The organism is Auraticoccus cholistanensis (genome assembly GCF_009742705.1).
Lineage (GTDB): Bacteria > Actinomycetota > Actinomycetes > Propionibacteriales > Propionibacteriaceae > Auraticoccus > Auraticoccus cholistanensis.
The window spans coordinates 82,680-108,529 of the sequence record NZ_WPCU01000001.1 but is presented as its reverse complement, the minus strand read 5'-3'; the positions used below and the strand labels follow the sequence as shown (position 1 = coordinate 108,529).

The 25,850-nt window shown below is 71.6% G+C and carries 29 protein-coding genes (1 of these 29 only partly in view); 13 read left to right on the top strand and 16 right to left on the bottom strand.

Annotation, left to right across the window (positions count from 1 at the left end):
* The 11 genes from GC722_RS00490 to GC722_RS00440 all read right to left on the bottom strand — a co-directional run.
* Window positions 1-886, bottom strand: partial view of a sulfatase-like hydrolase/transferase gene (locus GC722_RS00490; protein ID WP_156606995.1) — the 5' portion only. 473 nt of this gene lie to the left of the window's left edge; 886 of the gene's 1,359 nt are visible here — the first part of the coding sequence; its start codon is at window positions 884-886; the stop codon falls past the left edge of the window.
* Window positions 887-908: 22 nt separating this feature from the next.
* The gene (locus GC722_RS00485; RefSeq protein ID WP_156606994.1) at window positions 909-1,769 is read right to left on the bottom strand and encodes a carbohydrate ABC transporter permease; all 861 of its coding nucleotides are present in this window, start codon (window positions 1,767-1,769) and stop codon (window positions 909-911) included.
* A complete protein-coding gene (locus tag GC722_RS00480) occupies window positions 1,756-2,613 on the bottom strand; it encodes a carbohydrate ABC transporter permease (RefSeq protein WP_156606993.1) in 858 nt (285 codons plus the stop codon). The genes GC722_RS00485 and GC722_RS00480 overlap by 14 nt, the downstream gene beginning before the upstream one ends.
* Window positions 2,614-2,681: 68 nt before the next feature.
* Window positions 2,682-3,977 (bottom strand): ABC transporter substrate-binding protein, encoded by a 1,296-nt coding sequence (locus GC722_RS00475; RefSeq protein ID WP_156606992.1) that lies wholly within the window; start codon window positions 3,975-3,977, stop codon window positions 2,682-2,684.
* Window positions 3,978-4,164: 187 nt separating this feature from the next.
* A complete protein-coding gene (locus GC722_RS00470) occupies window positions 4,165-5,202 on the bottom strand; it encodes a LacI family DNA-binding transcriptional regulator (protein WP_156606991.1) in 1,038 nt (345 codons plus the stop codon).
* 60 nt (window positions 5,203-5,262) lie between these two features.
* Window positions 5,263-6,735 carry a family 43 glycosylhydrolase gene (locus tag GC722_RS00465; RefSeq protein WP_156606990.1) on the bottom strand — a complete coding sequence of 491 codons (1,473 nt, stop codon included), beginning with the start codon at window positions 6,733-6,735 and terminating at the stop codon, window positions 5,263-5,265.
* A 113-nt stretch (window positions 6,736-6,848) separates the two neighbouring features.
* Window positions 6,849-8,459 carry a phosphodiester glycosidase family protein gene (locus tag GC722_RS00460; protein WP_197429635.1) on the bottom strand — a complete coding sequence of 537 codons (1,611 nt, stop codon included), beginning with the start codon at window positions 8,457-8,459 and terminating at the stop codon, window positions 6,849-6,851.
* An 82-nt stretch (window positions 8,460-8,541) separates the two neighbouring features.
* A complete protein-coding gene (locus tag GC722_RS00455; RefSeq protein ID WP_231747260.1) occupies window positions 8,542-9,567 on the bottom strand; it encodes a zinc-dependent alcohol dehydrogenase family protein in 1,026 nt (341 codons plus the stop codon).
* Between the two features lie 46 nt (window positions 9,568-9,613).
* Window positions 9,614-10,384 carry an SDR family NAD(P)-dependent oxidoreductase gene (locus tag GC722_RS00450; RefSeq protein ID WP_331714235.1) on the bottom strand — a complete coding sequence of 257 codons (771 nt, stop codon included), beginning with the start codon at window positions 10,382-10,384 and terminating at the stop codon, window positions 9,614-9,616.
* A complete protein-coding gene (locus GC722_RS00445; RefSeq protein ID WP_156606988.1) occupies window positions 10,381-11,415 on the bottom strand; it encodes an NAD(P)-dependent alcohol dehydrogenase in 1,035 nt (344 codons plus the stop codon). The genes GC722_RS00450 and GC722_RS00445 overlap by 4 nt, the downstream gene beginning before the upstream one ends.
* 142 nt (window positions 11,416-11,557) lie before the next feature.
* Window positions 11,558-12,265 carry a hypothetical protein gene (locus GC722_RS00440; RefSeq protein ID WP_156606987.1) on the bottom strand — a complete coding sequence of 236 codons (708 nt, stop codon included), beginning with the start codon at window positions 12,263-12,265 and terminating at the stop codon, window positions 11,558-11,560.
* 269 nt (window positions 12,266-12,534) lie between these two features.
* Here GC722_RS00440 and GC722_RS00435 point away from each other — a divergent pair, with 269 nt between their 5' ends.
* Window positions 12,535-12,726: a hypothetical protein gene (locus GC722_RS00435; RefSeq protein WP_156606986.1), complete on the top strand. Its 192-nt coding sequence runs from the start codon at window positions 12,535-12,537 to the stop codon at window positions 12,724-12,726.
* An 82-nt stretch (window positions 12,727-12,808) separates the two neighbouring features.
* On the opposite strand, the gene GC722_RS00430 is transcribed toward GC722_RS00435, so the two are convergent.
* The 3 genes from GC722_RS00430 to GC722_RS00420 all read right to left on the bottom strand — a co-directional run bounded on the left by GC722_RS00430 (window position 12,809) and on the right by GC722_RS00420 (window position 15,746).
* A complete protein-coding gene (locus GC722_RS00430; RefSeq protein WP_156606985.1) occupies window positions 12,809-13,681 on the bottom strand; it encodes an aldo/keto reductase in 873 nt (290 codons plus the stop codon).
* Window positions 13,682-13,749: 68 nt separating this feature from the next.
* Window positions 13,750-14,238 carry a hypothetical protein gene (locus GC722_RS00425; protein ID WP_156606984.1) on the bottom strand — a complete coding sequence of 163 codons (489 nt, stop codon included), beginning with the start codon at window positions 14,236-14,238 and terminating at the stop codon, window positions 13,750-13,752.
* A gap of 80 nt (window positions 14,239-14,318) precedes the next feature.
* Entirely contained in the window at window positions 14,319-15,746 is a 1,428-nt protein-coding gene (locus tag GC722_RS00420) for a hypothetical protein (protein ID WP_156606983.1), read from the bottom strand.
* Between the two features lie 117 nt (window positions 15,747-15,863).
* On the opposite strand from GC722_RS00420, the gene GC722_RS00415 reads away from it, so the two are divergent.
* From GC722_RS00415 to GC722_RS00375, 10 genes are all read left to right on the top strand, one after another.
* Window positions 15,864-16,370: a hypothetical protein gene (locus GC722_RS00415; RefSeq protein ID WP_156606982.1), complete on the top strand. Its 507-nt coding sequence runs from the start codon at window positions 15,864-15,866 to the stop codon at window positions 16,368-16,370.
* On the top strand, window positions 16,367-16,690 hold the full coding sequence (locus GC722_RS00410; protein WP_156606981.1) for a hypothetical protein: 324 nt from the start codon (window positions 16,367-16,369) through the stop codon (window positions 16,688-16,690). Before GC722_RS00415 ends, GC722_RS00410 begins: the two co-directional genes overlap by 4 nt.
* A 9-nt stretch (window positions 16,691-16,699) precedes the next feature.
* Entirely contained in the window at window positions 16,700-17,173 is a 474-nt protein-coding gene (locus GC722_RS17460) for a WXG100-like domain-containing protein (RefSeq protein WP_456298106.1), read from the top strand.
* 2 nt (window positions 17,174-17,175) lie between these two features.
* On the top strand, window positions 17,176-17,661 hold the full coding sequence (locus tag GC722_RS19435) for a polymorphic toxin type 30 domain-containing protein (RefSeq protein WP_408609282.1): 486 nt from the start codon (window positions 17,176-17,178) through the stop codon (window positions 17,659-17,661).
* Window positions 17,640-18,065 carry a hypothetical protein gene (locus GC722_RS00400; protein ID WP_156606980.1) on the top strand — a complete coding sequence of 142 codons (426 nt, stop codon included), beginning with the start codon at window positions 17,640-17,642 and terminating at the stop codon, window positions 18,063-18,065. Before GC722_RS19435 ends, GC722_RS00400 begins: the two co-directional genes overlap by 22 nt.
* A 211-nt stretch (window positions 18,066-18,276) precedes the next feature.
* Window positions 18,277-18,735: a hypothetical protein gene (locus tag GC722_RS00395; protein WP_156606979.1), complete on the top strand. Its 459-nt coding sequence runs from the start codon at window positions 18,277-18,279 to the stop codon at window positions 18,733-18,735.
* Complete coding sequence (locus GC722_RS00390; protein ID WP_156606978.1) at window positions 18,732-19,127, top strand: HEAT repeat domain-containing protein; 396 nt, start codon at window positions 18,732-18,734, stop codon at window positions 19,125-19,127. The genes GC722_RS00395 and GC722_RS00390 overlap by 4 nt, the downstream gene beginning before the upstream one ends.
* Before the next feature lie 101 nt (window positions 19,128-19,228).
* Window positions 19,229-19,495 carry a hypothetical protein gene (locus GC722_RS00385; protein ID WP_156606977.1) on the top strand — a complete coding sequence of 89 codons (267 nt, stop codon included), beginning with the start codon at window positions 19,229-19,231 and terminating at the stop codon, window positions 19,493-19,495.
* 56 nt (window positions 19,496-19,551) lie between these two features.
* Complete coding sequence (locus tag GC722_RS00380; protein ID WP_156606976.1) at window positions 19,552-19,926, top strand: hypothetical protein; 375 nt, start codon at window positions 19,552-19,554, stop codon at window positions 19,924-19,926.
* 53 nt (window positions 19,927-19,979) lie between these two features.
* Entirely contained in the window at window positions 19,980-20,864 is an 885-nt protein-coding gene (locus tag GC722_RS00375; RefSeq protein WP_156606975.1) for an aldo/keto reductase, read from the top strand.
* A 41-nt stretch (window positions 20,865-20,905) separates the two neighbouring features.
* Here GC722_RS00375 and GC722_RS00370 read toward each other — a convergent pair whose 3' ends face one another.
* Window positions 20,906-21,664: an SDR family NAD(P)-dependent oxidoreductase gene (locus tag GC722_RS00370; protein WP_331714234.1), complete on the bottom strand. Its 759-nt coding sequence runs from the start codon at window positions 21,662-21,664 to the stop codon at window positions 20,906-20,908.
* 69 nt (window positions 21,665-21,733) lie between these two features.
* Between GC722_RS00370 and GC722_RS00365 the strand changes: the two genes are divergently transcribed.
* The gene (locus GC722_RS00365; protein WP_197429631.1) at window positions 21,734-22,450 is read left to right on the top strand and encodes an SDR family oxidoreductase; all 717 of its coding nucleotides are present in this window, start codon (window positions 21,734-21,736) and stop codon (window positions 22,448-22,450) included.
* A gap of 947 nt (window positions 22,451-23,397) precedes the next feature.
* Window positions 23,398-24,090 (top strand): EcsC family protein, encoded by a 693-nt coding sequence (locus tag GC722_RS00360; RefSeq protein ID WP_156606974.1) that lies wholly within the window; start codon window positions 23,398-23,400, stop codon window positions 24,088-24,090.
* A 993-nt stretch (window positions 24,091-25,083) separates the two neighbouring features.
* Here the strand turns inward: GC722_RS00360 and GC722_RS00355 are convergent.
* A complete protein-coding gene (locus tag GC722_RS00355; RefSeq protein WP_156606973.1) occupies window positions 25,084-25,812 on the bottom strand; it encodes a DUF6308 family protein in 729 nt (242 codons plus the stop codon).
* Window positions 25,813-25,850: the final 38 nt, after the last annotated feature.

The window sequence follows — 25,850 nt, the reverse complement described above, 5'->3', positions numbered from 1 at the left end:
GGAAGCCGGGGCCGTCCAGCAGCAGCGGGACCCGGATCGAGCCGTCGTGGGCGGAGCGCTTGTACTCCCCGTTGCGGGTCTTGAAGTGCGAGCCGTGGTCGGAGGTGTAGGCCAGCACGGTGTCCTCGGCGACCTCCAGGCTGATCAGGGCGTCCCGCAGCCGTCCCAGGCACTCGTCCAGCCGCTTGACCTGCCCGTAGTAGCCGGCCAGGTGCTTGTGGGCGGTGCCGGGCAGGGCGGCGAGGTCCGGCGGCATCCACGCTCCGGTGTAGCAGTCGCGGTACACCTCCGGAGCCGGGTAGGTGTCGAGCTCGTTCTGGTGGTGGGGCTCGATGAGGGAGACGAACAGCATGAACGGCCGTTCGTCCTCGGCGGCCACGAACCGGATGGCCGCGTCGGTGAGCGCGTCGGCGCGGTAGCCGGTCAGCTGCACCGGGGCGTCGTCGCGGTCGTAGACCACCGTCTTGTACTCGTCGGAGGTGAACTCCAGCAGGTTGGAGCCGAGCCAGTGCTCGTAGCCGTCGCGCTCGGCCGCCGGCACGGGGTTGTGCTCGCTGAGGTGCCACTTGCCGATGTAGCCGGTCCGGTAGCCGGCGTCGCGGAAGACCCGGCCGAGCGTGGGCAGCGAGGGGTCGAGCGGGATGCCGTTGCGGTGCACGCCCGCCCCGGTCGGGTAGCGCCCGGTCTGCAGCGCCGCGCGGGCGGGGGCGCACACCGGGTTGGGGGTGCAGGCGACCTCGAACATGGTGCCGCGCTGCGACATCTGGTCGAGGTTGGGCGTCAGGCCGGTGGGGTTGCCGGCCACCCCGAGGGTGTCCCAGCGCTGCTGGTCGGTGAAGAAGACCACGACGTTGGGTCGTCGCGCGGTCCGGGAGGTGTCGGTCATGGGATCTCCTTGCTGGGGGTGGTCACTTGAGCCCGGACAGCGCGATGCCGCGGACCAGGAAGCGCTGGGTGAGGACGAACAGCAGCGCGGTGGGCAGGAACAGGATCAGCGCCCCGGCCGCGGTCAGGTTCCACTGGGTGAAGTACTCCTGGTTGAACAGCGTCAGCCCGATCGGCATGGTCCGCATCTCGGTGCGGCTGGTGGCGATCAGCGGCCAGAGGAACTCGTTCCACTGGAAGACGAAGGAGAACAACCCGAGGACGGCCAGCGCCGGCTTCAGCTGGGGCAGGATGATCTGGGCGTAGATCCGCAGCTCCGAGGCGCCGTCCACCCGCGCGGCCTCCATCAGCTCGTTGGGCAGCGGCGAGATGAACTGGCGCATCAGGAAGATGCCGTAGGCGTCGATCAGGAACGGCACGACCAGGCCGCGGTAGGTGTCGGTCCAGCCGAGCTGGGAGAAGATCGCGTAGATCGGCAGCATCCTGACGAAGAACGGCACCATCAGCGTGGTCAGGATGGCCACGAACGCGATCCGCTTGCCGGGGAAGTCGAACTTGGCGAACGCGTAGCCGATGAGCGGGTCGAACACCAGGTGCGAGATGGTGATCGCCCCGGCCATCACCAGGCTGTTGAGGAAGAAGCGCCCGAAGGGGGCGGCCTCGAACAGCCGGACGAAGTTGTCCCACTGGGGTGCGGCCGGGATCAGCACCGGGTCGCCGGCGAAGGTCTCGGCGTCGGACTGCAGCGCCAGCGACACCATGTACAGCAGCGGCAGCACGGTCAGCAGCCCGGTGAGGAGCAGCAGCAGGTACGACACCACCCGGTCGCCGGGGAACAGCCGCTCGGGGCGGATCGCCCGCGGCTGGAGGTCAAGCGCCGTCATGGGTGCGGTCTCCGATCTTGAGCTGGACCACCGACAGCACGAGGATCACCACGAGCAGCAGCAGCGACAGCGCCGAGGCGTAGCCGAACTGGTTGTCGTTGAAGGCGACCCGGAAGACGCGGTGGGCGTAGAGGGAGGTGTCGTTGCCCGGTCCCCCGCCGGTGACGATGTAGGGCAGCGCGAACTGCTGCAGCGCCCCGATGACGCCGATGATCGACACGAACAACGTGGTGGGGGCCAGCAGCGGCAGGGTCAGGTGCAGGAACCGGCGCCACGGTCCGGCCCCGTCGATGCGCGCGGCCTCGAAGTAGACCTCGGGGATGCCCTGCAGACCGGCCAGGAACAGCACCATCGTGTAGCCCACCGTGGCCCACACCTCGATGCCGATGATGGTGGCCAGCGGGTGGGTGCTGAGCCAGGCCTGCCCGGGCAGCCCGACGGCGTCCAGCAGCCGGTTCAGGATGCCCACCTGCGGGTCGAGGATGTTGCGCCACAGCAGCCCGATGATGGAGATCGAGGTCAGGTACGGGATCAGGATCACCGCGCGGAACAGCGTCCGCCCGGGCAGGCTCTGGTTCAGCACCAGCGCCAGCAGCAGACCCAGCACGATGCCCACCACCAGGCTGCCGGCGGCGAAGCCGAGGGTGATCAGGAACGAGTGCAGCACCTCGGGGTCGGCGAGCGCCCGGGTGAAGTTCCCCGCGCCGACGTACTCGCTGCTGGTCACCCCGCCGAAGAGGGCGGCGTTGAGCTGGCTGCCGATCGGCAGGAAGAACATCAGCGGGAAGAAGACCACGGCCGGGGAGAGGAACAGCCAGGCGGTCACCGCCTGCCGGCGCGCCATCCGTGGGCGGCCCCGCGGCGGGGCCGGCGGCGAGCTCGGAGCCGGCCGACGTGCGGTCGCGGTGGCGCTCACCCGAGCACCCCGCGGGCCTGCTCGCGGAAGCCGTCCAGGGTCTCGGCCACCGGTCGGCCCTGGATGATCATGGCCTCGTAGGCGGCCTTGAACAGGTCGTTGACCTGGGTCTGGACGCCGCGGGCGGCGAGCTCGGTGCTCTCGGCCCTGACCAGCCCCACCGCGGCGGCGACGGTGCTGAGCACCTCGTCACCGGCCACCTCCGGCGAGTCGGCCCAGCTGCGCCGCGGCATCGACATGCCGGTGGCGGCGGTGGCGGCGAGCTCGGTCTCCAGCGCGGTCAGCCGGCCCACCAGCTCCCAGGACAGCTCGGGGTCCTTGGCCTGGGTGGGGATCATCAGGCCGGCGCCGGCCATCGACGACGCCTGGACGGTGCCGGTCAGCGGCTCGGCGACGCCCAGGTCGATGTCGGGACTGCCCTGCCGGACCGGGCCGAGGTCCCAGGGGCCGGTGAGGAACATCGCGGCACGGCCGGCGGAGAACAGCTTCTGGGGCCCCGAGTAGTCCGTGGTGGCCACGGGCGCCGGCGACACGTGGTCGGTGTGGACGAGCCGCTGCAGGAACTCGTAGACCTCGTCGCCGCGCTCCCTCGGGACCAGGAAGTCGCCGTCCTCGACCGAGGCGAAGGTGACCTCGTGCTGCAGGTACCAGGGGGCGCTGTAGGAGTAGTCGGAGTTGACGGCGAACCCGGAGACGTCGTCGCGGGTGGTGCCCAGGGCCACCTCGCGGAACTCCTCCCAGGTGGTGGGCGGGGTGTCGAAGCCGGCGTCGGCGAGCATCGTGCGGTTGTAGAACAGCAGCCCGTTGGCGGTCAGGTGCAGCGGGACGGCGTAGGTCTTGCCCTCGTGCTGGCGGGCGAGGATGGACTCGGGCAGGAAGTCGTCGGGGAAGCCGATGTCGGTGTTGGCGGCCAGGTCGTCCAGGGCCATCACGTTGCCCTGCACGCCGTACTGGATGCTGGCGGTGCCGGGCTCCTCGACGAGGTCGGGGACGTTGCCGGAGCGGAAGTCGGCGACCAGCTTGGTGGTCAGGTCCGGCCACTGGAACTTCTGCCAGTTGACCACCAGGTCGTGGTCCTTGCCGAACTGGTCGATGACCTGCTGGTACGCGTCGTAGGCGTGCCCGGCGTTCCAGTAGATCGTGAAGGTGCCCTCGCCCTGCCCGCCTCCGGTGTCGGGGGTGACGGGGGCGCAGGCGGCTCCGGCGCCCACCGCGCCCAGGACGGTGGTGCCGAGGCCGAGCCTCAGCGCGGCACGGCGGGACAGGCGGGAGCTGGTCAGGCTGGAGTACATCGACGTCTCCTTCGAGGTGTGTGCGGGTGCAGGGAGGGCGTGCGGGGACGCCCCGCAGCGGCCGCGACGGGCCGGACTGCCGGTGGGGACGAGCGGATCGAGGGTCGGGAAGTCGAGCGGGCGAGCTGGTGTGTGCGAGCGGGCGAGCTGGACAGATCGAGCGGGCGGGCTGGAGGTGGGGCGTACCTCAGGCCGAGGAGCGGTGGTGGAGCCGCCACGGCATGACGATCTCCTGGGCGGGACGGTCGGGGTCCTCGATGCGCGCGAAGAGGGCCTCGACGAGCGGGCGGAACTCGAGCTGGTCGCTCCCGACGCTGGTCAGCGGCGGTGAGGCGAACAGGCCTTCGGAGGTGTTTCCGGCGCCGATGACGGCGAAGTCGTCGGGCACCTTGATGCCGCGGTCGGCGGCGGCCTGCAGCGCGGCGAGCGCGCCACGGTCGGACTCGCTGACCAGGGCGTCGGGCGGGTCGGGACCGTCGAGCAGCGACCGGACGGCGACCACGGCCTCGGCTCGGTCGTCGGCGCCGGTGCGGACGAGGTCGGTGAGCAGCGGGCGGCCGGACTCGGCGAAGGCGGCGCGGAAACCGGCGTAGCGCTCGCCCGGGGAGCCGTCCACCGGGGCGGCGTGGGCGAGGTAGGCGATGCGCCGTCGGCCCTGCTCGATCAGGTAGCGGGTGGCGGCGGTCATGCCGGCCCGCTCGTGGGCGCGCACCACGTCCACCCGGGGCACCGACAGGTGCTCGTGGAACACCACCAGGGCCCGGGTGGTGCGGGCGTAGTGGCTGATGTCGATGCCGGCCGGGAGCGAGACGACGATCGCGCCGTCGACGTAGCCGCGCTCCAGCACCCGCAGCGAGTGCGCCGCCCGCTCCGGGTGACGGATGGGCAGGCCGATCACCGAGTACCCGCGCTCAGCGGCGAGGTCCTCGCACTGGGCGGTCAGCTGGTCCAGCCAGGGGCTGACCGGCGGTGCGTAGGCCAGCGCGATGAGCTCGGTGCGCTGCCGGCGCAGCACCCGGGCGGCGGTGTTGGCGGTGTAGCCCAGCCGGGCTGCGGCGGCCGTCACCCGCTCACGGGTCTCGGCCGGCATCCCCGTGGCGCGGTCGGTACGACCGCTGAGGACGTAGGACACCGTGGTCACCGAGACCCCGGCCTCCTCGGCCACGTCGCGCAGCGTCACCCGGCGGGCTGCAGCGCCCTCGGTGTCGCGTCGTCGACCGGCCATGGTGAAAGCATTCACCAGGTGCAGCGCATCCGTCAAGGAGGCACGCAGCCCACACGCGTGTCAGCGGGCGCGGTCGTCCCAGACCTCGGCGCGGTCGAGGCTGACCACCGTGCCGCCGGAGGCGGGGTTCTTCCGGCCGGTGACGCGCACGGTCACCGTGTGCTCCCCGGGAGGCAGCAGCCGGCTGGTCCAGTGCTGGGCCTGACCGCTCCGCGGCCGGGAGTACAGGTCGACCAGCTCCTCGGGGCGGCCGTCGACGGAGATGCCGGCGATGCCGTTGCCGACGTCGCGGACGCTGAACAGCGCGATCTGGGTGCCGGTGAAGCGGATGGTGGCCGTGCTGCCGGTGGTCCAGCTCCAGTGGTCGTCGCCGCGGTAGCACTGGTGGCCGCAGCCGGTGCCGGAGTGCCACTCGCCGGCGTACTCGACCTCGAACAGGCCGGTGCCCTCGTCGAAGTCGTTGATCGCCCGCGATCCGGGGCCGGGGTCGCCGGAGGGGACGACGACGTCGGTGCCGAGCGCCACCGGCGGGTCGATCAGCGGCAGCCCCTCGGCGTCCCAGCCGACCCGGGCGGCGCGGGTGCTGCGCCACTCGTAGGTGTACTCGCTGGTGTTCTTGGCGTGGTAGGCGATCCAGTCCTCGGTGCCGTCCGGGCTGCGGAAGAAGGAGTGGTGGCCGGGGCCGAAGACGCCGGCGGCGTCGTGGCGCTGCAGCAGCGGCCGGTCGTGGGTGCGCCACTGGGCGAGGTCGGTGGGGTCGCCGTCGGCGTCGATGGAGATGGCGTAGACCGAGTAGTCGGGCTTACCGGTGTCGCAGCTGGAGTAGGTGAGGAAGAGCCGGCCGTCGTGGACGATCGAGGTCGGGCCCTCCCGCACCTCGGGGCAGGTGCCGCGCTCGACCGGCAGCGCGACCACGGGCCCGCTGGTGGACCACGGGGTGTCCATCGGCTGCAGGTAGATCTGCTGCGGCCCGCCCTCGAATCCGCGGCCCGGGGCGCTCCAGGTGAAGTACTGCCGGCCGCCGACGGTGATCGGCTCGCCGTCGATCATGTAGGTGCCGTGGTCGGCGATCTTGGCCTTGAAGTGGTACGGCCCGGTCGGGTCGTCGCCCTCGGACTCCAGCACGTACATGCGGTGGTTGGCGTCCACCCCGTCGCTGGCGGTGTAGTACACGTACCAGCGCGGGCTGCTCTCCCCCGGCGCGGTGGAGCGGTAGAGGGCCGGCGCCCAGATCTGGGTGCTGCGCGAGGGGTCGTCGTCGGCGCCGCGCCAGATGGTGCGGACCCGGGCCCGTGGCAGGTCGGCGATCGACTCGGCGGACTTGATCGTGAGCCGGTCGCCCTGGGTGGTCATCAGGTGGTAGCGGCCGTCGACGGTCACCATGAAGGGGTCGGCGTCGGGGTCGAGCGGGGCGCGGAAGACCGCGGGCTCGTCCGCAGCCGCGTCGGTCTCGTCGGAGGGGTGGGCCGCGGGAACGCTGGAGGCGACCAGCACGGAGGCGGCAGTCAGCATCATCAGGGCGGTGCGGAGCATCTCGAGGACCTCGTCGTCTCGGGGGGTGGTCCGGTCACCGTAGCCCGGAGGGCTCGCCCGCGTCACGGGGTCCGGAGGCTCGCCCGCGTCACGGGGTCCGGAGGACCCGCCCGTCAGCGCACGTAGACCACGTCACCGACGGGCCGCTCGCCGGCGGCGTCGGAGGGGTTGCTGACCAGCTCGCCACCCACGGCCATCGCGGTCGAGCCGCCGCCGTCGAGGTTGAGCGCGTCACGCAGCCCGAGGGCCACCGCCACGTCGGCCGCCTCCGGGATCGACAGCCCCAGCTCGTCGGGCTGCCGGCCGTCCACGGTGACCAGCACGGTGCGGCCCTGGTCGTCCACCCCGGCGAAGGTGCGCGGGTTGCGCTGCAGCACCCAGCCGTAGGCGAAGGAGGGGTCGTCGGGGCGGACCATCCCGTCGCGCTGCTGGGTGACGTGCGTGCGCCCGTCGCGGACCAGCTCGGGGCCGCCGTTGAGCACCGAGACGCCGTCGCGGGTCAGCGGACGTCCTGCGTCGGTCAGCGAGGTGCGCAGCCGCAGCCGGCTGCCCTCGTCGGCCACCAGCTCCGAGACCCGGTCCCCGGTGGCCTGCACCGAGCGCTGGCCCGGCTGCAGCGCCGTCCCCCGCTGCTCGGCGACGCGGACCACGCGCCCGTGCTCGTCCACGACCACCTCCCGGCCGGGACCGCTGGGCGTGGTCGGCCCGAACGCGGTGGTGAAGGCCACCAGCTCGCCGTCGTCGGTGCAGGTGACGTCGTGCAGCGGGCGGTCGGTCGGCTGGTCACCGGTGCCGCCGCAGTTGCGCACCAGCCCGGGGACGCGGTTCAGCCCGTCCAGCTCCGCGGTCCGCGCGTCGCGCCCGCCGGGCCGGGACCGGCCGTGGAGCGTGACGCTGCCCTGCCAGCCGGGACGGACCACGTCGGTGCGGCGGGCGTCGTCGCGGAGCAGGAGCACCGGCCGGTCGCCGACCGGCTCGGAGACGAGCTCGCCGTCGTAGACGGCCGCCCCGGCCGGGTCACCGGGGGCACCGGCGGCGGGGTCGAGGACGAAGAAGCCGGCGTTCACCGCGGCGATCGCGCCGGCCTCGGCGGCCAGCTCGGTGACGGTCTCGCGGTCGACCAGGTCGGGCCCGTAGGAGGCGCCGAGCTCGCCGTCGAAGGTGCGCGGGTCGATGGTGAGGACGTTGACCGTCCACCGGCCGGCGTCGGCGCTGCCGCCGTCCCAGCCGCGGTACCAGTCACGGGCGCTGAATCCGGCGGTGCGGAGCGCGGTCACCGCGGCCCGGGCGGCCTGCTGGGAGGGGTGGCCCTCGGTGAGCCGGACCCGGTACCCGAGCACGGACGCCGGGACGTCGGCGGTGGCCGGCTGCTGCACCGGCTGCACCTCGGCGGCGAACCCGGCGGCCGCCAGGTCGGCGACGAGCGCGTCGGCGCTGGCCCGGTCCTGCACCGCCCGGGCTGGGGCGTCCGGGTCCGGGCCGGTGGAGGGGATCGAGAGCTCGACCACCCACGGGGTGGCCGCGTCGGGGGCGCCGCGGACGATCCGGGTGTGGCTGACGCCGTCGGCGAGGCGGGTGGTGACCTCGGTCTGGGTGAGCCCGGCCGGGCCGAGCGGCAGCTCCGGGACCTCCGGCTGCGCGGCGGCGCGGGGCGCGGCGACGAGCGCGACGGTGGCCACGCAGGCCAGGGCGACGGCGGTGGACAGCGGAGCGGGGTGCCTCATGGGCAGGAGCATGCACCCTGCGGGCCGGCGGAACCAGACCTGGGCGTGAACGCGCGGTGAACCCGCGCACCCGGGCGCGCGCTCAGTCCCAGGTGATGCCGACCTTGCCGGTCCGGCCGGAGTCGGCCAGGGCGTAGGCGTCGGCGGCGGACTCGATGCCGAACGTGTCGGTCACCACGACCGAGGGGTGCAGCTCCCACCGGGACAGCCGGTCCAGCAGCTCGGCCATGCGCACCGTGGACGACACCCAGGAGCCGTGCAGCGTCAGCTGGCGGTGGATGATGGCCTCGCTGACGTCGACCGTGAGCTCGGCACCCTCCCCCACCAGCGCGACCCGGCCCCACCGGCGGGTGCCCCTGAGCGCGGCCAGCTGCCCGGCGCCCGCTCCGGAGCAGTCGACGGAGGCGTCGGCCCCCACCTGCTCGACCGGCAGGCTCTCGTCGACCTGGGTGGTGACGGCGCCGAGCCGCTCGGCGATCTGGCGGCGCTCGGGGCTGGGGTCGCTGCCGATCACCTCGGTGACGCCCATGGCCCGCGCCAGCAGCCCGGCGGCCAGCCCGACCGGGCCGAGCCCGACCACGAGCAGCCGGTCCCGGCCCGACACGTCGAGACGGCAGAGCGCCTCGTAGGCGGTGCCGAACCCGCAGGCCACGCAGGCGCCGTCGAGGAAGGTGAGGTTGTCGGGCAGCAGCAGCAGGTCGGCCTCCTCGGCGAGCAGGAAGTCGGCGTGCCCGCCGTCGCGCTGCCAGCCGTAGGCGGCCCGCATCGGGGAGGTGCAGCTGATCTGGTAGCCCTTGCGGCACTCCTCGCAGAGCCCGCAGCCGCTGATGTGGTAGACGACGACGCGGTCGCCCACCGCACGCTCCTTCACGCCGGGCCCGACGGCGACGACCTCGCCGGAGGGCTCGTGCCCGCCGACGACGTCCTGGTAGGCCTCGGGGCCGGTGCCCAGGTGCTCGCGGTAGATGGCGCGCAGGTCGCTGCCGCAGATGGTGGAGGCCCGCATCCGCAGCAGCACCTGCCCGTGGCCGGGGGTGGGCACGGGAACGTCCTTGAGGTCGACGGTCCGGTTCCCGGGGAGGTAGGCGGCGCGCATGGTGGTCGTCATCGTGGGCATCCTGTCGTGGTCGTCCGGTGCGGGCTGCTGCTCGCGGTCAGAAGAGGGTGTAGCCGCCGTCGACGGTGACGACGGAGCCGGTCATGAAGCTGGAGGCGTCGGAGGCCAGGAACACCACGGTGGGCGCGATCTCCTCCGGCAGGGCGTAGCGCTGCATGGGGGCGTCGTCGATCCAGCGCGGCTTGAAGGCGGGGTCGTCCACGGGCGCCATCTCGGTGCGGACGTAGCCGGGGGCGATGGCGTTGACCCGGATGCCGAGCGGCGCCCACTCCGCGGCCAGCGACCTGGTCAGCTGGTGCACCGCCGCCTTGGAGGCGTTGTAGGCCGGCTGCCACTGCGGCCGGTTGACGATCTCGGCCGAGATGGAGCCGATGTTGACGATCACCCCGCCGCCGGCGTCGGCCAGGTGGCGGGCGGCGACCTGGCTGACCTTCCACAGCCCGTCGACGTTGGTGTCGAACACCGCACGCCACTCCTCGTCGGGGACCTCGAGGGCGGGCCGGTGGATGCAGGCGCCGGCGTTGTTCACCACCACGTCGAGCCGGCCGGTGGCGGCCAGCGCGGCGTCGACGGCGGCCTGCACCGAGCCGCGGTCGGTCACGTCGAGGGCGGTGCCGACGACCGTGCGTCCGGTCTCGGCGGCCAGCTGGGCGGCGACCTCGGTGCAGGCGTCGACGTCACGGGCGCCGATCACCACGTCGGCGCCCGCCTGGGCCAGCCCGCGGGAGAAGGCGAGGCCGAGGCCGCGGTACCCGCCGGTGACCAGGGCGGTCCTGCCGGCGAGGGAGAAGGTGTCGAGGACGTTCACCGCGACACCACGACGACGGACTTCATCGACGTCGGGTCCGCGTCGGCGGTGAGCGCGAACTCGGCGTCCTCGAGGTCGAACTCGGCCGTCACCAGGGCGTCGAGGTCGACCCCCGGCTGCTGGGCCGCGGCGATGACCTTGGGCCAGGTGTCGACGTAGCGGAAGATGCCGGTGAGGGTGAGCTCCTTGTTCATGATCGTCTGCACCGGGATCGGCATCGTCTCCGCGCCCAGCCCGACCATGACGGCGCGGCCGCCGGGGCGCAGCGCGTCCAGCCCGGACAGCAGCGCCGGGGTGGCGCCGGAGCACTCGATGAAGGCGTCGACCCCGAGCTCGCCGAGGTCGACGTCGGCGGCGGTGGGGTCGAGGGAGGCGGTGGCGCCGAAGTCGAGGATGCGCCGGCGGCGGGACTCGACCAGGTCGGTGACGACGACCTCGGTGGCGCCGTAGCTGCGGGCGGCCAGCGCGGTCAGCGCCCCGATCGGGCCGCCGCCGCTGATCAGCACCCGCGAACCGGGCTCGAGGGCCGCCTTGCCGCACGCCCACATGCCGACCGAGAACGGCTCGAGCAGGGCGGCGGCGTGGTCGCTGAGGGTGTCGGGGACGGCGAAGGTGAAGTCGGCGGGGGCCACCACGTAGTCGGCGAAGGCGCCGTCGACCGGCGGCGTGGCGAAGAACTGCATGCGCTCGCACAGGTTGAGGTGGCCGGTCTTGCAGAGCCGGCAGGTGCGGCAGGGCCGCTGCGGGTCGACCGCGACCCGCTCCCCCACCCGTGCCTCGTCGACGCCCGGTCCGACCGCGGCGACCACCCCGGACATCTCGTGGCCCAGCACCAGGGGCTGCTCGACGACGAAGTCCCCGATGCGGCCGTGCTCGTAGTAGTGCACGTCGGAGCCGCAGACGCCGACCGAACGGACCCGGATCAGCACCTCGCCCGGACCCGGTTCGGGGACGGGGCGCTCCTGCAGCTCGAGCCGCTTCGCCTCCAGCAGGACGCTGGCGCGCATGGTGCTCGGCACGGTGGTGGTCATCGTCGATCCTCTCCGCTCGGACCCTGGTGACGATATCCGGCGGCGCCGACAGCCGGCACGCGGCTGGCCCGCGGTCCGAGGGCACCCGACAGGCCGGGGAGCCAGCAGCGCATCCGGGCGAAGCCGGGCTCGTCCGGCTTGGTCAGTCCCGGTGGTAGGTGGCGACCGCGGTCAGCACCAGGGTGAGCTCGCGACCCTGCTGCAGCGTCCACAGCTGGTCGATGTCGGCGTCGGTGGGCCGGTCGTAGCGGAAGTACTGGCGGCTGGCGTCCACGCCCTCGGGGGTGGTTGCGAGCGGCGGTGCCGGGTTCTGCCGGTGGGCCGGCAGCGGGTCGTCGTCCTGGTCGTCGCTGGGGTGCGCCTCGAGCTGGACGCCTCCCAGGCACTCGTAGCGCAGGCCCGGCAGGTCGCTGGCGGTGTAGTCGGGGCGGGAGCCGAACTGGCGCCAGTAGCGGGTGATGAGCCACTCGGCGTCCTCGACGTGGTGCTGCGCGGAGTTGTAGGTGGAGGTGCAGCCGGCGGCCTCGGCGAGCCGCTGCTGCTCCCGCAAGCCGGTCTCGACGTCCCCGCCGTCCACGACGACCACCAGCTCGAGCGAGCAGTGCCAGTCCCACTCGGTGTCGATCTTCCAGTTGTGCTGGCCGGCGTCGCAGACGTCGAAGGCCGCGGTGGCCAGCGGCGGGCGCTCACCGCGGACGGCGTCGAGCAGGGCCCGCAACGGCGGCTCGGCCCGGGCGGCCGCCTCGCGGACCTCGGGCTCGCCGGGGTCCTCGGGGTCGATCTCGTCGGTCAGCAGGCACCCGCCGAGCGTGGTGAGCGCGACCAGCAGGAGCAGCAGACGACGGCGCATGCCGGAAGTGTGCGCGCCGAGCAGCTCACCGAGGTTCCTCGGACCGCACACTGGGGGCGGGCGGTGCCGCGTCGCCGGGCACCCGGGCCCTGTTATCGTCCCCGATCAGCCGACGACCTGGGAGGTGCCATGAGCCGCGACACCGCGGGACCGGGCCCGGTCGACCTCCCGCGACGGGCCGTCCGCCCGGTCGTCCCCAGCTCCCGTCGTGGCGCTGCGGCCCGCGAGTGGCTGCGGTGAGGACGCCCTGGCGGGGCGGTCGTCAGCCCGTGCCCGGGTGGGTGCCGGTGGTGCTGCTGGTGCTCTCGCCGCTGGTGCTGGTGGCCGGGGTGGTGGAGCTGCTGCGCGCCGACGGGTCCGGCGACACGGTGACGGCCGCGCTGGGTCTGCTCGTCGGGCTGGTCTGCGGCGTGGTGGGCTGGCTCGGCCGCCCGCGCCCGAGCGGGCGCGGCGACGCCTGAGCGGCTCCGACGCGCGCGCGAGGAGGTCCGGACACGACGACGCCCGGCCCCCGCGTGGTGCGGGAGCCCGGCGTCGACGGGGTCACTGCTGCTCGGCGGCCTTGGTGATGGCCTCGAAGGTCTCGTCGTCCAGCTCCAGCGAGGCGGCGGCGATGTTCTCCTCCAGGTGCGCCACGGAGCCGGTGCCCGGGATCGGCAGGATGGCCGGCGACTTGCGCAGCAGCCACGCCAGCGCGACCTGGGAGGAGGTGGCGCCCAGCCGGTCGGCGATGTCGGCGACGATGCCGCCGGGCTTGCCCAGCTCGCCGCTGGCGATCGGGGCCCACGGGATGAAGCCGATGCCGTTGGCCTCGCAGTGGTCGAGGACGTCCTGGGCGTCGGTGTAGGTCAGGTTGTAGCGGTTCTGCACGGTGGCGACGGTGAAGTGCTTGCTCGCCTGCTCGATCTCGGCGACGGTGACCTCCGACAGGCCGAGGGCGCGGATCTTGCCCTCCTTCTGCATCGCGGCCAGCTCGGCGAACTGGTCGTCGGCGGGGACGTCCGGGCCGATGCGGTGCAGCTGCAGCAGGTCGAGGGTGTCGACCTTGAGCTTGCGCAGGCTCAGCTCCACCTGCTGGCGGAGGTAGGCCGGGTTGCCGACCGGGGTCCAGATGTTGGGGCCCTGGCGGGTGTTGCCCACCTTGGTGGCGATCTTGACGTCGCCGTAGGGGTGGAGCGCCTCGGCGATCAGCCGCTCGCTGACGTCGGGGCCGTAGGCGTCGGCGGTGTCGATGAAGTCGACCCCGAGCTCGACGGCGCGGCGCAGCACCGAGCGGGCGACGTCGGCGTCGGCCGGCTCACCCCAGATGCCGTCGCCGGTGATCCGCATGGCGCCGAAGCCGAGGCGGGTGACGGGGCCGAGGTCCTTGATGTCGTAGGTGCCGGATGCGCGGGCGTCAAGAGTCGTCTGAGTCATGCTCAGGCCAACCTCAGGCCCGGGTGCGGATATTCCGGGGGCGGCCGGGAGCGGGCCGGCGACCGGGTTCAGGCGGCCGTCGAGTGCGGCAGCTCCAGGAGCTGGAACAGCTGGCCGATGGCGCGGGCCTCCAACCCGCGGACCTGCTCCAGCTGGCGGCTGGCGCGCAGCGGGTCGGCGGCGAGGTCGGCCGCGCAGGAGATGCCGGCCTCCAGCAGGCGGTCGGCGGCGTCCTGGATGACGCAGCTGCGCGGGCGCCCGCCGAGCCGCGTGCGGTCGTCGAGGACCCGGCAGAAGGCGTGGTCGTCGAGGCTGGAGATGTGGGACAGGCTGTCGGCCGGCTTGCCGGCGCGGTGGCGGTGCCAGCGGTCGACCACGACGCGGACGGTGAGCGGGTCGGCGGCCGGTTCGTCCTCACCGCCCGCGGCGGAGTAGACGGCGGCGATGAGGGCCAGCTCGATCTCGTGCGAGTAGCTGGAGGGGTGCGAGGCCGCGATCGTGGGAGGGTTCGGCTCGGCGTCAGGTCGTGGCCGGCGTCGGAGCTTGTCCCAGAGCATGGCGGATCCTCTCGTCAACGTTGACGGGTCCGACTGTACGTCAGCGGCTGCCGCAGACCCAGGGGTCGGGCGGAGATGCCTCAGCTGACGCGGGCCCAGGAGGCGGCGAAGCGGTCGGGCGAGCGGGACCCGCCGGCCTCGGCCTCCTGGTCGGGCTGGAACTCGCCGTCGACGACCGCACCCACCCGCAGGTAGCGGTCCCAGAGGGACTCGAACACGACGAACTCGGCCTGGACGTCGTCTCCGAGCTGGTCCTCGTCGGTGCGGGACAACGCCTCGGCGGTGGCGCGCAGGAGCCGGTCGAGGTCGGCGTCGCCGACGTCGCTGTCGACGACCAGGTGGACGCGGGTGGACACGGCCACCTGCCGCACGGCCGCCACCGGCGCGACCTCGGCGACCAGCCGCCGCTCCGCCGACGCCCGCGGCAGCGGCGAGGCGCTGTGGAGCTCACCGTCGGCGGCCAGCTGGTCCTCGGGCTGACGCTCCCGGAACAGGTCGATCGGCAGGTACTCGACACCGGCGACCTCCTGCAGCCGGTCGTGGACCTCCGCCCACGCGTCCAGGTCGCTGACCTGGATCTGGGTCAGCCTCGGCTCGCTGGCGTACCCGGGGTCCGGTGGGCCGAGCACCCGGTCGGCGCCGGCGTCCAGGGCGGTCTCGGCCCACTCGAGCCGCTGCCCGCTGAAGGTGTCGGCGAAGACGTCGGCCCCGGCCCGCAGCCCGCCCCAGCCGAGCAGCAGCCCGCGGGAGAACGGCTCGGGGTCGACCAGGCCGTCCACGTCGTCGACGACCTGCTCGAGGGTGACGTCGTCGGGGTCGAGCAGCACCGCTCCGCGGACCTCGTCGTACCGGCCGGCCTGGCCCTCCACCCACCCCCGGGTGCCCGGGTGCTGGCGGCAGAGCCCGTCCAGCTCGGCCACGGCGTCCCGGGGCAGCTCCATGCCGAGCTCGTCGGAGCGGGTCCACCGCACCCACGCCGAGCCGTCACCGGAGCGGACCTCCCGGGTGGTGCGCGCCTGCTCCCCCGCCCGCTCGTCGTAGTCGGCGACCAGGTCGAACACCTCGCACGGCGCGGCGGTCACCACGTAGTCGGGGTGGTCGCCCACCGTCGCGGACTCGGCACGTCCGTCGCCGCGCAGCCAGAGGGCCGGCTCGAGCGCCTGGTGGCCGGTGCCCGGGCGGATCACCGTCTCCATGCCGTCGACCGACAGCAGCACGCTGCCGCCGTACCGGTCCCAGTCGAGGACCTCCTGCTGCATGGCGTCGACCAGGGCCAGCACCTCGGCGTCCGGCAGACCCGGCTGCGTCGCCACCCGGATCCACTGGTCGTCCTGGTCGTCGCCGTAGACGGTCGGCTCGGGCGCGGCTGAGGCGACCGCGGGCTGCTCGGCCAGCCAGGCGACGGCCCGGTCGCGCTCCTGCTGCTCGTCGTCCTCCGGCGGCGACGAGCAGGCCGCGGTGGTCAGCAGCAGGACGGCCGCGAGGCCGGCGCGGAGGCGTCTCGTCACCCCGGCATGGTGGCAAGGCGCGGGGTCGCGGCGCCGACGGCGTTCCGCCCCAGAGTTGTCCACAGATGTGCCGACGGACCGCCCCGACGACCGCCCGCGCTCCCTAGCGTCGAGGCCATGACCACTCCCCAGGACGACCTCCCCGCGCTCGACGACGGCCTGCTCGGCTTCGGCGCCCCTCCGCCCGACCCGCGCGGCGAGAGCATGGCCGACGTGATGGCCCGCGTGGCCGAGGTGGCCGCCGACCTGTGCGGCGACCTCGGCCCGGCCGGCGCAGCCACGCCGTTCGACGACCTGTCCGCGTCGGCCACCTCGCCGGTCGGTGAGGTGGACGTGGCGGTCCGCGACACCGTCGTGACGGGGCTGCGCCTCGACGAGCAGTGGCTGCGGACCGCCGACGTCGTCGAGGTCGAGCAGCTGGTCCGCGACACGGTGAACCGGGCGCTGGCCGACTTCCGCGACCGGGCGGTCGAGCAGATGCTGTCCGGTGGGTCCGGTGGCACGGACCTCGCCTCGCGCATCGCCGCCCTGCAGACCGACATGCACGAGGCCTTCCGCAACGACCTGGCCCGCGCCGTGGCGCCCGGTGAGGAGCTCGTGCGGCGAATGGGAGGGGCGTCGTGAGCACCGCGTTCGACCCGGGTTCGTGGACCAAGGGCGCCACCGCCATCACCGAGGAGGCCGCCGCCTTCTCCCGGTCGGCCACCACCACCCTGGGCAGCAGCTCCGACGTCGGCGCGCTCGGCGCGACCGGCGGCTCGACGTTGGTGGACGAGGCGATCGCCACCGTGCTGCCGCCGGTGTTCGAGGAGGTCGCGGCCACCATCGCGGCCCTGGCCGAGGGGCTCCGCCAGGAGGCCGACCTGATGCACGCCACCGCCGCCGCCTACCGCGACACCGAGGACGCAGGCGAGCTGCTCGGCCGCCGCGCCGGGGAGGTGTGAGCCGTGGCGATGGTGCTGCCCGGGTGGCTCGAGGAGGCGCTGCAGTTCGCCGGCTACTCCTGGCCCTCCACCGACGAGGACGTGCTGCGGGCGTGGGCCGCGGAGTGGTCCTCGCTGTCGGAACGGGCGACCGGCCACGCCGACGAGGTCGACCACGCCGTCGCCTTCGTCTCCTCGACCAACGAGGGCGCGGGCGTGGCGGCCTTCACCAGCTACATGCGCGGCGACAGCAACCTGGCCGCGCTGCGGGACTTCGCCGCCGCCACCGGCCTGCTCGCGCAGGTGTGCAGCGTCGTCGCGAGCATCGTGGTGACGGTGAAGCTGGCCGTCATCGCCCAGCTCGGGACGCTCGCGGTCGCCATCGCGGGTGCCGTGGCGTCGGGTGGGTTGGCGTCCGCCGCGGTGCTGGTGGCCCGGGAGGTCGCGCGGCGGCTGATCGACGCGGCGATCGGGTTGGCGGTCGCCGAGATCTTGGACGTGTAGCTGTGGGCGGCCTGGTCAAAGCACTGCTGCAGCTCTTGAGGCAGGCAACGGCCAACAGGGGAGGCGTGCGCGCTCTGCCCGTGAGCAGCCGAGGCTGGCAGTCACGCCCACCTCACAGGGCCGTGACAAAGCCCGGAGACCCGGGCACACCGCTGGCAGGCGTCCCATCGAACGCCCAGGTGCGTCGCCTCAGTCCCAGCCCACACGTCAGCGATGGGCTCGAGTATGAGTGGGTGGACGCCCAAGCCAAGCGTGTTCGCCTGCGGGTTCACGACCGAGACGCCTCGGCGCCGCCGGGCTCCAACGCTGCATCTGGGCCCGTCTACCGCGTACAGGTCGGCCAGCGGTACCAGCGCGCCGACGGAACCCTCGCCCCGCGTTCAGCGCACAACCCGAACAGCCCGAATTATGATCCGGACGTCTCGAACGACACCCACATCCCGTGGCCCCAGGACCTACCTCTGCCATGGCGGCTGACGAAGCGATGAGAAAGGACGAATCCGTGGGGACCAGACGACACACGGGCGTCGGGGCAGCAAACCTCGCCGGACTCCTCGACCGGATCCGCTCGAGCAAGGATGGCGTGGAGAAGGCGCGTGAGATCGACAGCTCCACCGACTGGGCGACTCAGTACACGATCGCTGAAGGCGAGACGGTGGCTCGCTTCCTCGCGACGATGGTGGGCGAGCGGTCCGATCCGACGATCCTGGAGGCCGTCCTCAACGCGTTGGCCGAGCTGGATTCGCATGAGCTGCTCCCACGCGACGTGCTGCTCTCCGCCGCAGCACTTCCCGACAGCGAGGACCCGTCGGCACAGGAAGCGCTGGACTACCTGCGTGAGGCGGCGTCGTGGGAGCGGCCAGCTGTACCTGAGCTAACCCACACCTGTTGACGCGACCCTGCTCACGCTGGCGGCCGACCCGCCACCTGCAGATGTGCCTCCGTTGCTTTCACGGTGGCGGACGACTGCTCCCACGTGCAGCCCTCGATCCGAGGGGCAACAGGTACGAAAGCGGAGGCGTACACACACCTGCCATGGCCGAAACATCCACCTTTGCCGTGGATCGAGTGAGGAGAGTTAGATGGCGATAGGGACAGCTCGTGTGAGCCAGCTCGTCGCCAAGCTCGCACGGGACAGGGCGGAGGAGCGTCGTGACGCCGCGGACGGGTTCTTGGACTACATCTCCCAGTACAGCGAAGCGGAGGCCGAGAGGGTTGGGCGGGCACTGCTGCAAGCCGCTCAGCTCGAGCACGACGCAGGCGTGCAGGAGTCCATCGCGAATGCCCTTGCCGAGCTCGCGGTCAACTCACGGCTGAGTCCCGACCTCGTGATGTTGGCTGCCGACATACCTGTCCTGGACGACAGGAATGTCGAAGAGCAGCTGGAGTACCTGCGGGAGAAGGCCGCAGGCTTCTCGAGGGGAGGCGAGGTCACCGTCGCCGCGGGTTCGTCAGACACCCATCGGTTCGGGCCGTCACCAGTTGTGGCGGCGGAGGACAGGACAGGTCTTCGTGCGTCCGAGCAGAGATTAGGGTCCGCCGAACCGAAGGAGATTCCGTGAATGACGTCGATGTGGGGACACTGCTGAGTTCCCACCGCTGGGAGGACCGGCTCCGTGCCGCCGAGCTGTTGCACCGGTGCGCGGACCCGTCCGCGGTGGTGATGTTGAGGGCGCTGCTCGAGGACGACGACGGGGCCGTCATCGGAGCTGCCGCACCGGCGCTCCTGGCCTGCGGTGAGGGAGGTTGGACAGCGGCACTCGAGGGTGTCTGGAACAGCGACGACACCGCTCAGACCGAAGCCATCCGCGGAGCCTTCATCGACCTGGTGCTCCAGGACCAGGACGTCGAGACCGTGCTGTCGGACCACGTGGCCCGGCCTCGGAGCGACGCCGCGGCACGCGGCGCCAACGAGATGCTGATCGCGCTCAAGCTGCGGCCCGCCGCCGACTGACGAGCGTGAAGATGACAGGTGGCGAGGCAGGAACCCCGAGCTCGCCCTGACGAGTCTGGTGCCGAGGGTCACGCCGTCCCTCGGCAGCAGCAGGAAGGTCCGTGATGACCGGTGTGACCGTGTCCCTCACCGCAGATGAGGCACTCGTCCTCCTGGACTGGCTGGCGACCGAGAACGAGATCGAAAAGGTCGCGGTCGAGCCGTCCGTGCGACAGACCCTGTGGAGCCTGGAGGCCGTGCTGGAGTCGGTGGTCGGCGCAGTGGTGGCCGGAGACTACGCCCAGCAGGTGGCGCAAGCCAGGGCCAGACTGACCGCCGCCGCCCTTCCGGACAGTGACGACCCATCAGTGCAGGAAGTGCTGGACTAACTGCGCGAGGCCGCATCGTGGGAGCCGTCAGCCTCCTGCTCATGGAAGGAGGAGTCGTGAGCCTGACCGAGCCGCACCTCACGTGGTTCATCGACGGCCTGACGTCCCCTGACGAGCAGACGCGGTTCTCCGTCGCGGAGGCGGTCGACGACTGGCTCGAGTACTTCGACCTCGAGCAGGCGAGTCAGATCGGATGCCGTCTCCTCAGCCTCGCCGCCACCGCCAAAGATGAGGGCGAGCTGGAATCGGTGACCCACGCCCTCCATGCGCTGGCGCAATGGGACCTTCTGGATCGGGAGGTCTTGAGCGCGTCAGCGAGGCTTGCTCTGCCTGACAACCCCTCTGTCCGGAAGTACTTGACCTACTTGCGTGCGAGGGCGGGCCGGAGCGGACGTGATGGGCACCATGCCCGCGAGGGTCGACCAGGCTGACCCTTCAGCACCCCGATAACAGGACTTCCGGCCTCGTCCGTAGGGTCAAGACCATGCGCACCAGAACGATCGGCAACGACACCGTCGGACGCGTCGAGGTGGGAGCCATCGGGCTCGGCCTGATGACGTTCGACCAGACCGGCACGCAGCCCCGCGAGCAGCTGCTCCACACCGTGAAGGCGGCCCTCGGCGCCGGCGTCACCCTCTTCGACACCGCCGACGCCTACGGTCCCGGTGAGGAGAAGGGTCCCGACGCGCAGGGCGAGAACGAGCGGCTGATCGCCTCGCTGCTGGACGAGCTCGGAGTCCGCGACGAGGTGTTCCTGGCCACCAAGGGCGGGGCAGTGCGCACCGAGGGCGGCGGTTGGGCCATGGACAGCAGCCGCGAGCACCTGCTGGAGGCGGTGGACAACAGCCTGCAGCGGCTCGGCGTGGAGCAGATCGCGCTGTGGCAGCACCACCGGCCCGACCCGGAGGTCACCTGGCAGGAGACGCTGGACACGCTGAGCGAGATCGTGGCCTCGGGCAAGGTCCGGATGATCGGGCTGTCCAACGTCGACCCCGAGCAGATCCGCGCCGCGCACGCCCAGCTGGGTGATGCCCTGGTCAGCGTGCAGAACCAGTTCAGCCCCAAGTTCCGCACCAGCCTGCCCGAGATCGACGTGTGCACCGAGCTCGGGCTGGCGTTCCTGCCGTGGAGCCCGCTGGGTGGGCTGTCGGACGCCAAGGAGCTGGCCACCAAGCACCCGGCCTTCGCCGAGATCGCCGAGGCCCGCGGCATCAGCGCCCAGCAGGTCGCGCTGGCCTGGGAGCTGGCGCAGTCGCCGGTGGTCATTCCGATCCCGGGGGCGAAGCGTCCGCAGTCGATCCACGACTCGGCGGCCGCGGCCGACCTGGACCTGACGCCGGAGGAGATCGCCGCTCTCGACCGGGAGTGACCTGTCCGACGCCCGCAGCCGACCGGGCTGCGGGCGTCGGGTCAGATCTCGTAGGCGCGGCTGGGGATCTGGGTGGCGAGCTTGCCGCCGCTGACGTCGACCAGGGTGCCGGTGATGTAGCCGGCGGAGTCGCTGGCCAGGAAGACGAGCAGGTCGGCCACGTCCTTCGCGCTCTGCCAGCGGCGCAGCGACAGGGTGTCGAGCAGCCGGTCCTGGTCGGCGGGCGCCATCTCGGCGAAGCCGTTCATCGCGGTCGGCACCATGCCGGGGGCGTAGGCGTTGACGGTGACGTCGTAGGGGCCGAGCTCGCCGGCCAGCACGCGGGTGAACTGCACGACGGCTGACTTCGAGGCGGCGTAGGCGGCGCTGCCGATGCTCGGCACGATGGCGGCGAACGAGGCGGCGTTGAGGATGCGCCCCGACCGCTGCTGCTTCATGGTGGGGATCACCGCCTGGCTGAGCAGGAAGACGCCGCCGACGTTGACGTCGAAGCAGGCCCGCCAGCGGTCCCAGTCCAGGTCCTCGACCGAGCCGACGACGTTGATGCCGGCGTTGTTGATCAGCACGTCGATGCGGCCGTGGCGCTCGACGACGGTCCTGACCGCCGAAGCCACCGACTCCGGTGAGGACACGTCGCAGGCCAGCTGCACGTGGCCGGCGGCGGTGTCGTCCTCGTCGAAGGCGATGTCGAGCGCCGTCACGGCGGCGCCCTCGGCGACGAAGCGGTCGACGATGGTGCGCCCGATGCCGCGTGCGCCGCCGGACACCAGCACGACCTTGTCGGTGTGGTCGATCAGCACTGTGGTCTCCTTGCCTGGTCAGTGGGACTGACAGTACTGACCGATCGCGCGACCAGACGGAGGAACATCGTGGAGAAGGTGCTGTGGGTCACCGGCGGCGGCAGCGGCATGGGTGCCGCCGCGGCCCGTCACGCGGCCGGGCAGGGATGGCGGGTGGCCATCAGCGGCCGGCGCGAGGACGCCTTGGCCGAGGTGGCGGCGGCGATCACCGACGCCGGCGGCGAGGTGCTGACCGTCCCGCTCGACGTAACCGACCCCGAGCAGATCAAGACCGCCCACGAGCAGGTCGTGCAGCACTGGGGACGCCTGGACGGCCTCGTGCTCTCCGCCGGGCTGAACAGCCCGCGCCGCGCCTGGGCCGACCAGGACATGGACGAGTTCGCGCGCATCGTCGACACCAACCTGCTCGCCGTGGCGCGGGTCATCGACGTGTCGCTCCCGGAGCTCCGGCGCTCTGGTGGCGTGGTGGTCATCATCTCCTCCTACGCCGGCTGGCAGGTCAGCCCGCTGGCCGGCGTGGCCTACAGCGCGAGCAAGACCGCGCTGGCGTCGGTCGCCATCAGCCTCAACAAGCAGGAGGCCGAGCATGGGGTTCGGGCGTGCCACCTGTGCCCTGGTGACGTCGCCACCGACTTCCTGCAGCAGCGACCCAACGTGCCCGACGAGGCGGCGCGGGCGGTGATGCTGACGCCGGACGACGTCGGTCGGGCGGTGGGGTTCGTGCTGGACTCACCTAGCCACGTGAGAATCGATGAGGTGGTTATCTCCCCGGTCGCGCAGACATAGGCGCCCGGCCCATGCTGTGTGGCGTTCACATGAGTGCTGACCGTATTGGCGCCGGGAACGGCCAAACCGGACAGTTGTCGAGGGAATGCCGGACACCGTGCAGGGTGCTGGACGAAGCGGCCGCTGTATTGTGTGCGCGACCACAAGCGCAGCCTGGCCTGGCCTGGCCTGGTCGAGGCTGACAGGACGACCTGTTCTTTAAGTTGGTCTTCGGTTCGACCTGCCCTGCAACATTCCGCACGTACCCGCCACGAGCGCGGTTGGCACACTCGGCGACCGAGCGCTCGTCGCGCTGGCTAAGGCGCAAGCTGTTGGCCGGCGATCTCGACGAGCGCAACCGCGCCTTGGCGCAGTCGTTTGTGCGCCGCGCCCCGGTTAGCCGCAAGTTGCCCGAACCGGCGCCGGTGCGTGACTGGGTGCCCGCGTGTAATTGCATCGGGGCGCCTCATTTCAGGACACCGTCACTCCGCGCTGCAGCAACCGAGCGCAGACTGTCGCTGACCGCCGCGACGCAGTCCGGCATCGGCCAGCGGCCGTTCGCCACACATTTTGATCAGCCGTGACCCCGGCACATCGCCGTCGCCGACGTGGACCGACTTGCTGGCCGGTCTGTGCGATGCCCTGGACGAGCGGCGGCACGGTGCCAGAGGAGCCGGTGAGGCGCTCGCTGATCGCACTGAGATTCACGCTCGCTGACGCACGCACTGAGATTTAGCAGGTCACCAGGCCTACAGCAGCCCCACCGAGAGATTCGCCAGTTGCGCTCCCAGCTCGACCAGGTCGACGCCGTCCACCGAGAGGAGCAGCAGACGTTGCTCGGCCTCGCCGCAATCTTTGACACCGAGAGGACGACCAGCGTGGCGCGCTGGTGCCGCTCTATCAACCTTCTGAGTTCAGCAACAGAGCCGAGGCCTGACCCTGCTACTACGTGGCTGTACTGTCCGCCTATGGAAGATGAGACGAGCCTCGCCGACGACGCGGCGAAGTCGAGCAAACTCGAGTCCGCCCTCAGGCGCCTCACAGAAGTAGTCGTGAAAGAAGGCGTTGGGCCATTCGTGGGCTCTGAGGCATACGCACATGACCGCTTGCGTCGTACAGGGGATCTAGAGAAGGCCTTGCAGCGCATCGTGACGGAGACGATCGCATCCTCGGGCGTGACCGGGCTCGTTACAGGCATCCCGGGCGGGATCGCTATGCTCGCCACTCTTCCGGCTAACCTGACCTCCAGTTTCGCGTTGAATGCTCGTATGGTCGGCGCTATTGCCACGCTGCGTGGTTACGATGCGGATGACCCGAACGTCATGACGGCGATCCTGGCCATCATGGCGGGGACAAGTCCTGGTCAGGCGGCAAAGCTGGCGGGGGTAAAGGTCGGCGTCAAGGCGGCGGATGCGGGCCTCCGCGCCTTACCTATAGGAGCGATCCGTCTGATCAATAAGCGCATCGGCTTCATGCTCATCGCGAAGTACGGGACCAAGCGTGCACCTATCGTGCTGGCAAAGGCCGTGCCGCTGGTGGGTGGGTTGGTTGGAGGTAGTGTCGACGCTACGCTAACTGCGACTATCGCTTCCCTGTCAAAGAAGTGGTTCCCTGCCGTGGCGCCCTCAGCAACGGTGGTGCAGGGGGAGACCAGCCCCTGACGCCCCTAATTCGCTAGCCCACTGCGCGCCGCGATACGAGTTCAGCTGGCTCCGTTGAAGACGAGCGGTGTTGCGACGAGCGTGGGCATTGAAATCCAAAACACGTGGTCGGCAGGCGAATGACTGGACTTGATGGCGAAGTCACGTGTCATCCACAAGGCAGCGGCAACTCGAGCCGCCATGTTACGGGCGACACGCGTACTCGCCATCACGGCAGCATTGGCGGCATGCGGTCGCCTAGTTGTAACAAGCACACGCCGTAGTCAGTGGGGCACCTTGCACCAGGGGTGTCGCCAGGACTGTGGCGGGGGAGCCGTCGTGTAGTCAAGCAGCGACGAGCAGCCACCGCGCCACCAACGCCCTCGCTGAGCAACCAGTCCACCTGTTCGTCACTATTGGCGTGGCTTGCCACGAAGGTCAGGAAGGCCGTGGTGGTGTCCATCCGTCCCGAAGGCCGCCCTCGTGGATATGTGCTCCAGAGCTGCTGCACTGGGATGCGGGTCAACCCACTCCTGATTGATATTGGCGCGGGTGGCCAGCGTTGCCCAGGTGGCCGCTCGAACATCACCGTCGGTCGCTTCCCGAGAGGTTCAGCCAGAGCTGCTCGGCAGCAAGCGAAGCCGAGGGTCCAGCAGCGCCAGCTCGAGGTAGGAGCACTTGGCGTCCGCGGCCACGTCGACGGCGAGCCCCACTGGGCCACCCGGGTGCACAAGGACCCACTCTGGCTCAGTCGCCCGACGAACCACCGTTCCCAGGCCTTGAAAGAAGGACGCTCAAGACCCCGGGGTCAGCGAGAGGACTGCTAACCAACACCCGACGGGTGGCGGCGCTGCTGCGCCCTACGTCGGCCGCGCGGACCGCGGCCAACAACTCCGGCACCCGCACCGGGTGCTCGCGCCACCGCGGAAGTCGGTGGGCATCCAGGACAGCACGAGCGACTGAGGTGTCCACCTCTCTGGCGTCAGTGCACCCACCGACCGTTCCGCGTTGTCCTCAGTCGTCGAGCTCGGCCTCTCGCTCGGCAGCAGCCACCTCGCTCGCATTCGGTTGCTCGTCAGCAGTCGCGGTCAGCAGTCGCTCGCTGTAGCCCTGACCGTCCATCCAGGCCAGGACGTCGAGCACGCGCAGAGCCGACACGTCAGCCGGGAGGCCTGCATCGTCGCGCAGCGCGATCAGTCGGTGGTGAAGCGCGCCGTCGTCCGCTAGCAGCGCTGCGTGCAGCGGTCGCCAGAACACTCCCGTCCCACCGGTCAGCGTCGCCTTGATCACGCGGTCGTAGACGGGAATCAGTCGGGGCCGCTTGCGAGCCATCAGCTTGCTGACTTTCGTCGCCCCCAGGCCGCGGACGGCGCGCAGCTCACGCTCGAGCGCCCAGGCGGGCGAGAACCTCTCGCCGTCCAGGGAGGGCTCGTCCACGAGGTCCCGGTCCGGGCCCAGGTCCTGCAGGAGTGCTGAGAGCGTTGCGCGCATCGGGCCGAGGAGCTGGAGCGCAATGTCGGCCGAGACGTTCACCGACAGGAGGGTCAGAGACACGAGGTCGTCGGAGGTGATCTCGTTGGCTTGGTCAGCCCGGGTGCCGCTGGGATCGAAGGTGTCCCACCGGCCACCGGTGTACCCGCCGAGGCCGTCGGCCGACGGGAAGTAGGTGCGCAGGACGCGCAGATCGCGCTCGCGGTTCTCCGGCGTGAGTGATGGGGTCAAGTGCAGCTGTTGATCAGGCACGTGTGGCTCCTGGGTAGGGGACGGACAGGTCGGGGACA

Excerpts from the sequence above, each read along its gene's own strand:
- GC722_RS17460 (WP_456298106.1), top strand. The coding sequence starts at position 16,700 with ATGGTGCTGCCCGGGTGGCTCGAGGAGGCGCTGCAGTTCGCCGGCTAC.
- GC722_RS00470 (WP_156606991.1), bottom strand. The coding sequence starts at position 5,202 with ATGGCCGGTCGACGACGCGACACCGAGGGCGCTGCAGCCCGCCGGGTG.
- GC722_RS00440 (WP_156606987.1), bottom strand. The coding sequence starts at position 12,265 with ATGCGCCGTCGTCTGCTGCTCCTGCTGGTCGCGCTCACCACGCTCGGC.
- GC722_RS00375 (WP_156606975.1), top strand. The coding sequence starts at position 19,980 with ATGCGCACCAGAACGATCGGCAACGACACCGTCGGACGCGTCGAGGTG.
- GC722_RS00360 (WP_156606974.1), top strand. The coding sequence starts at position 23,398 with ATGGAAGATGAGACGAGCCTCGCCGACGACGCGGCGAAGTCGAGCAAA.
- GC722_RS00480 (WP_156606993.1), bottom strand. The coding sequence starts at position 2,613 with ATGGCGCGCCGGCAGGCGGTGACCGCCTGGCTGTTCCTCTCCCCGGCC.
- GC722_RS00485 (WP_156606994.1), bottom strand. The coding sequence starts at position 1,769 with ATGACGGCGCTTGACCTCCAGCCGCGGGCGATCCGCCCCGAGCGGCTG.
- GC722_RS00465 (WP_156606990.1), bottom strand. The coding sequence starts at position 6,735 with ATGCTCCGCACCGCCCTGATGATGCTGACTGCCGCCTCCGTGCTGGTC.
- GC722_RS00455 (WP_231747260.1), bottom strand. The coding sequence starts at position 9,567 with ATGACGACCACCATGCGCGCCGCCTACCTCCCCGGGAACCGGACCGTC.
- GC722_RS00460 (WP_197429635.1), bottom strand. The coding sequence starts at position 8,459 with ATGAGGCACCCCGCTCCGCTGTCCACCGCCGTCGCCCTGGCCTGCGTG.
- GC722_RS00415 (WP_156606982.1), top strand. The coding sequence starts at position 15,864 with ATGACCACTCCCCAGGACGACCTCCCCGCGCTCGACGACGGCCTGCTC.
- GC722_RS00475 (WP_156606992.1), bottom strand. The coding sequence starts at position 3,977 with ATGTACTCCAGCCTGACCAGCTCCCGCCTGTCCCGCCGTGCCGCGCTG.
- GC722_RS00430 (WP_156606985.1), bottom strand. The coding sequence starts at position 13,681 with ATGACTCAGACGACTCTTGACGCCCGCGCATCCGGCACCTACGACATC.
- GC722_RS00445 (WP_156606988.1), bottom strand. The coding sequence starts at position 11,415 with ATGACCACCACCGTGCCGAGCACCATGCGCGCCAGCGTCCTGCTGGAG.
- GC722_RS00425 (WP_156606984.1), bottom strand. The coding sequence starts at position 14,238 with ATGCTCTGGGACAAGCTCCGACGCCGGCCACGACCTGACGCCGAGCCG.
- GC722_RS00400 (WP_156606980.1), top strand. The coding sequence starts at position 17,640 with ATGGCGGCTGACGAAGCGATGAGAAAGGACGAATCCGTGGGGACCAGA.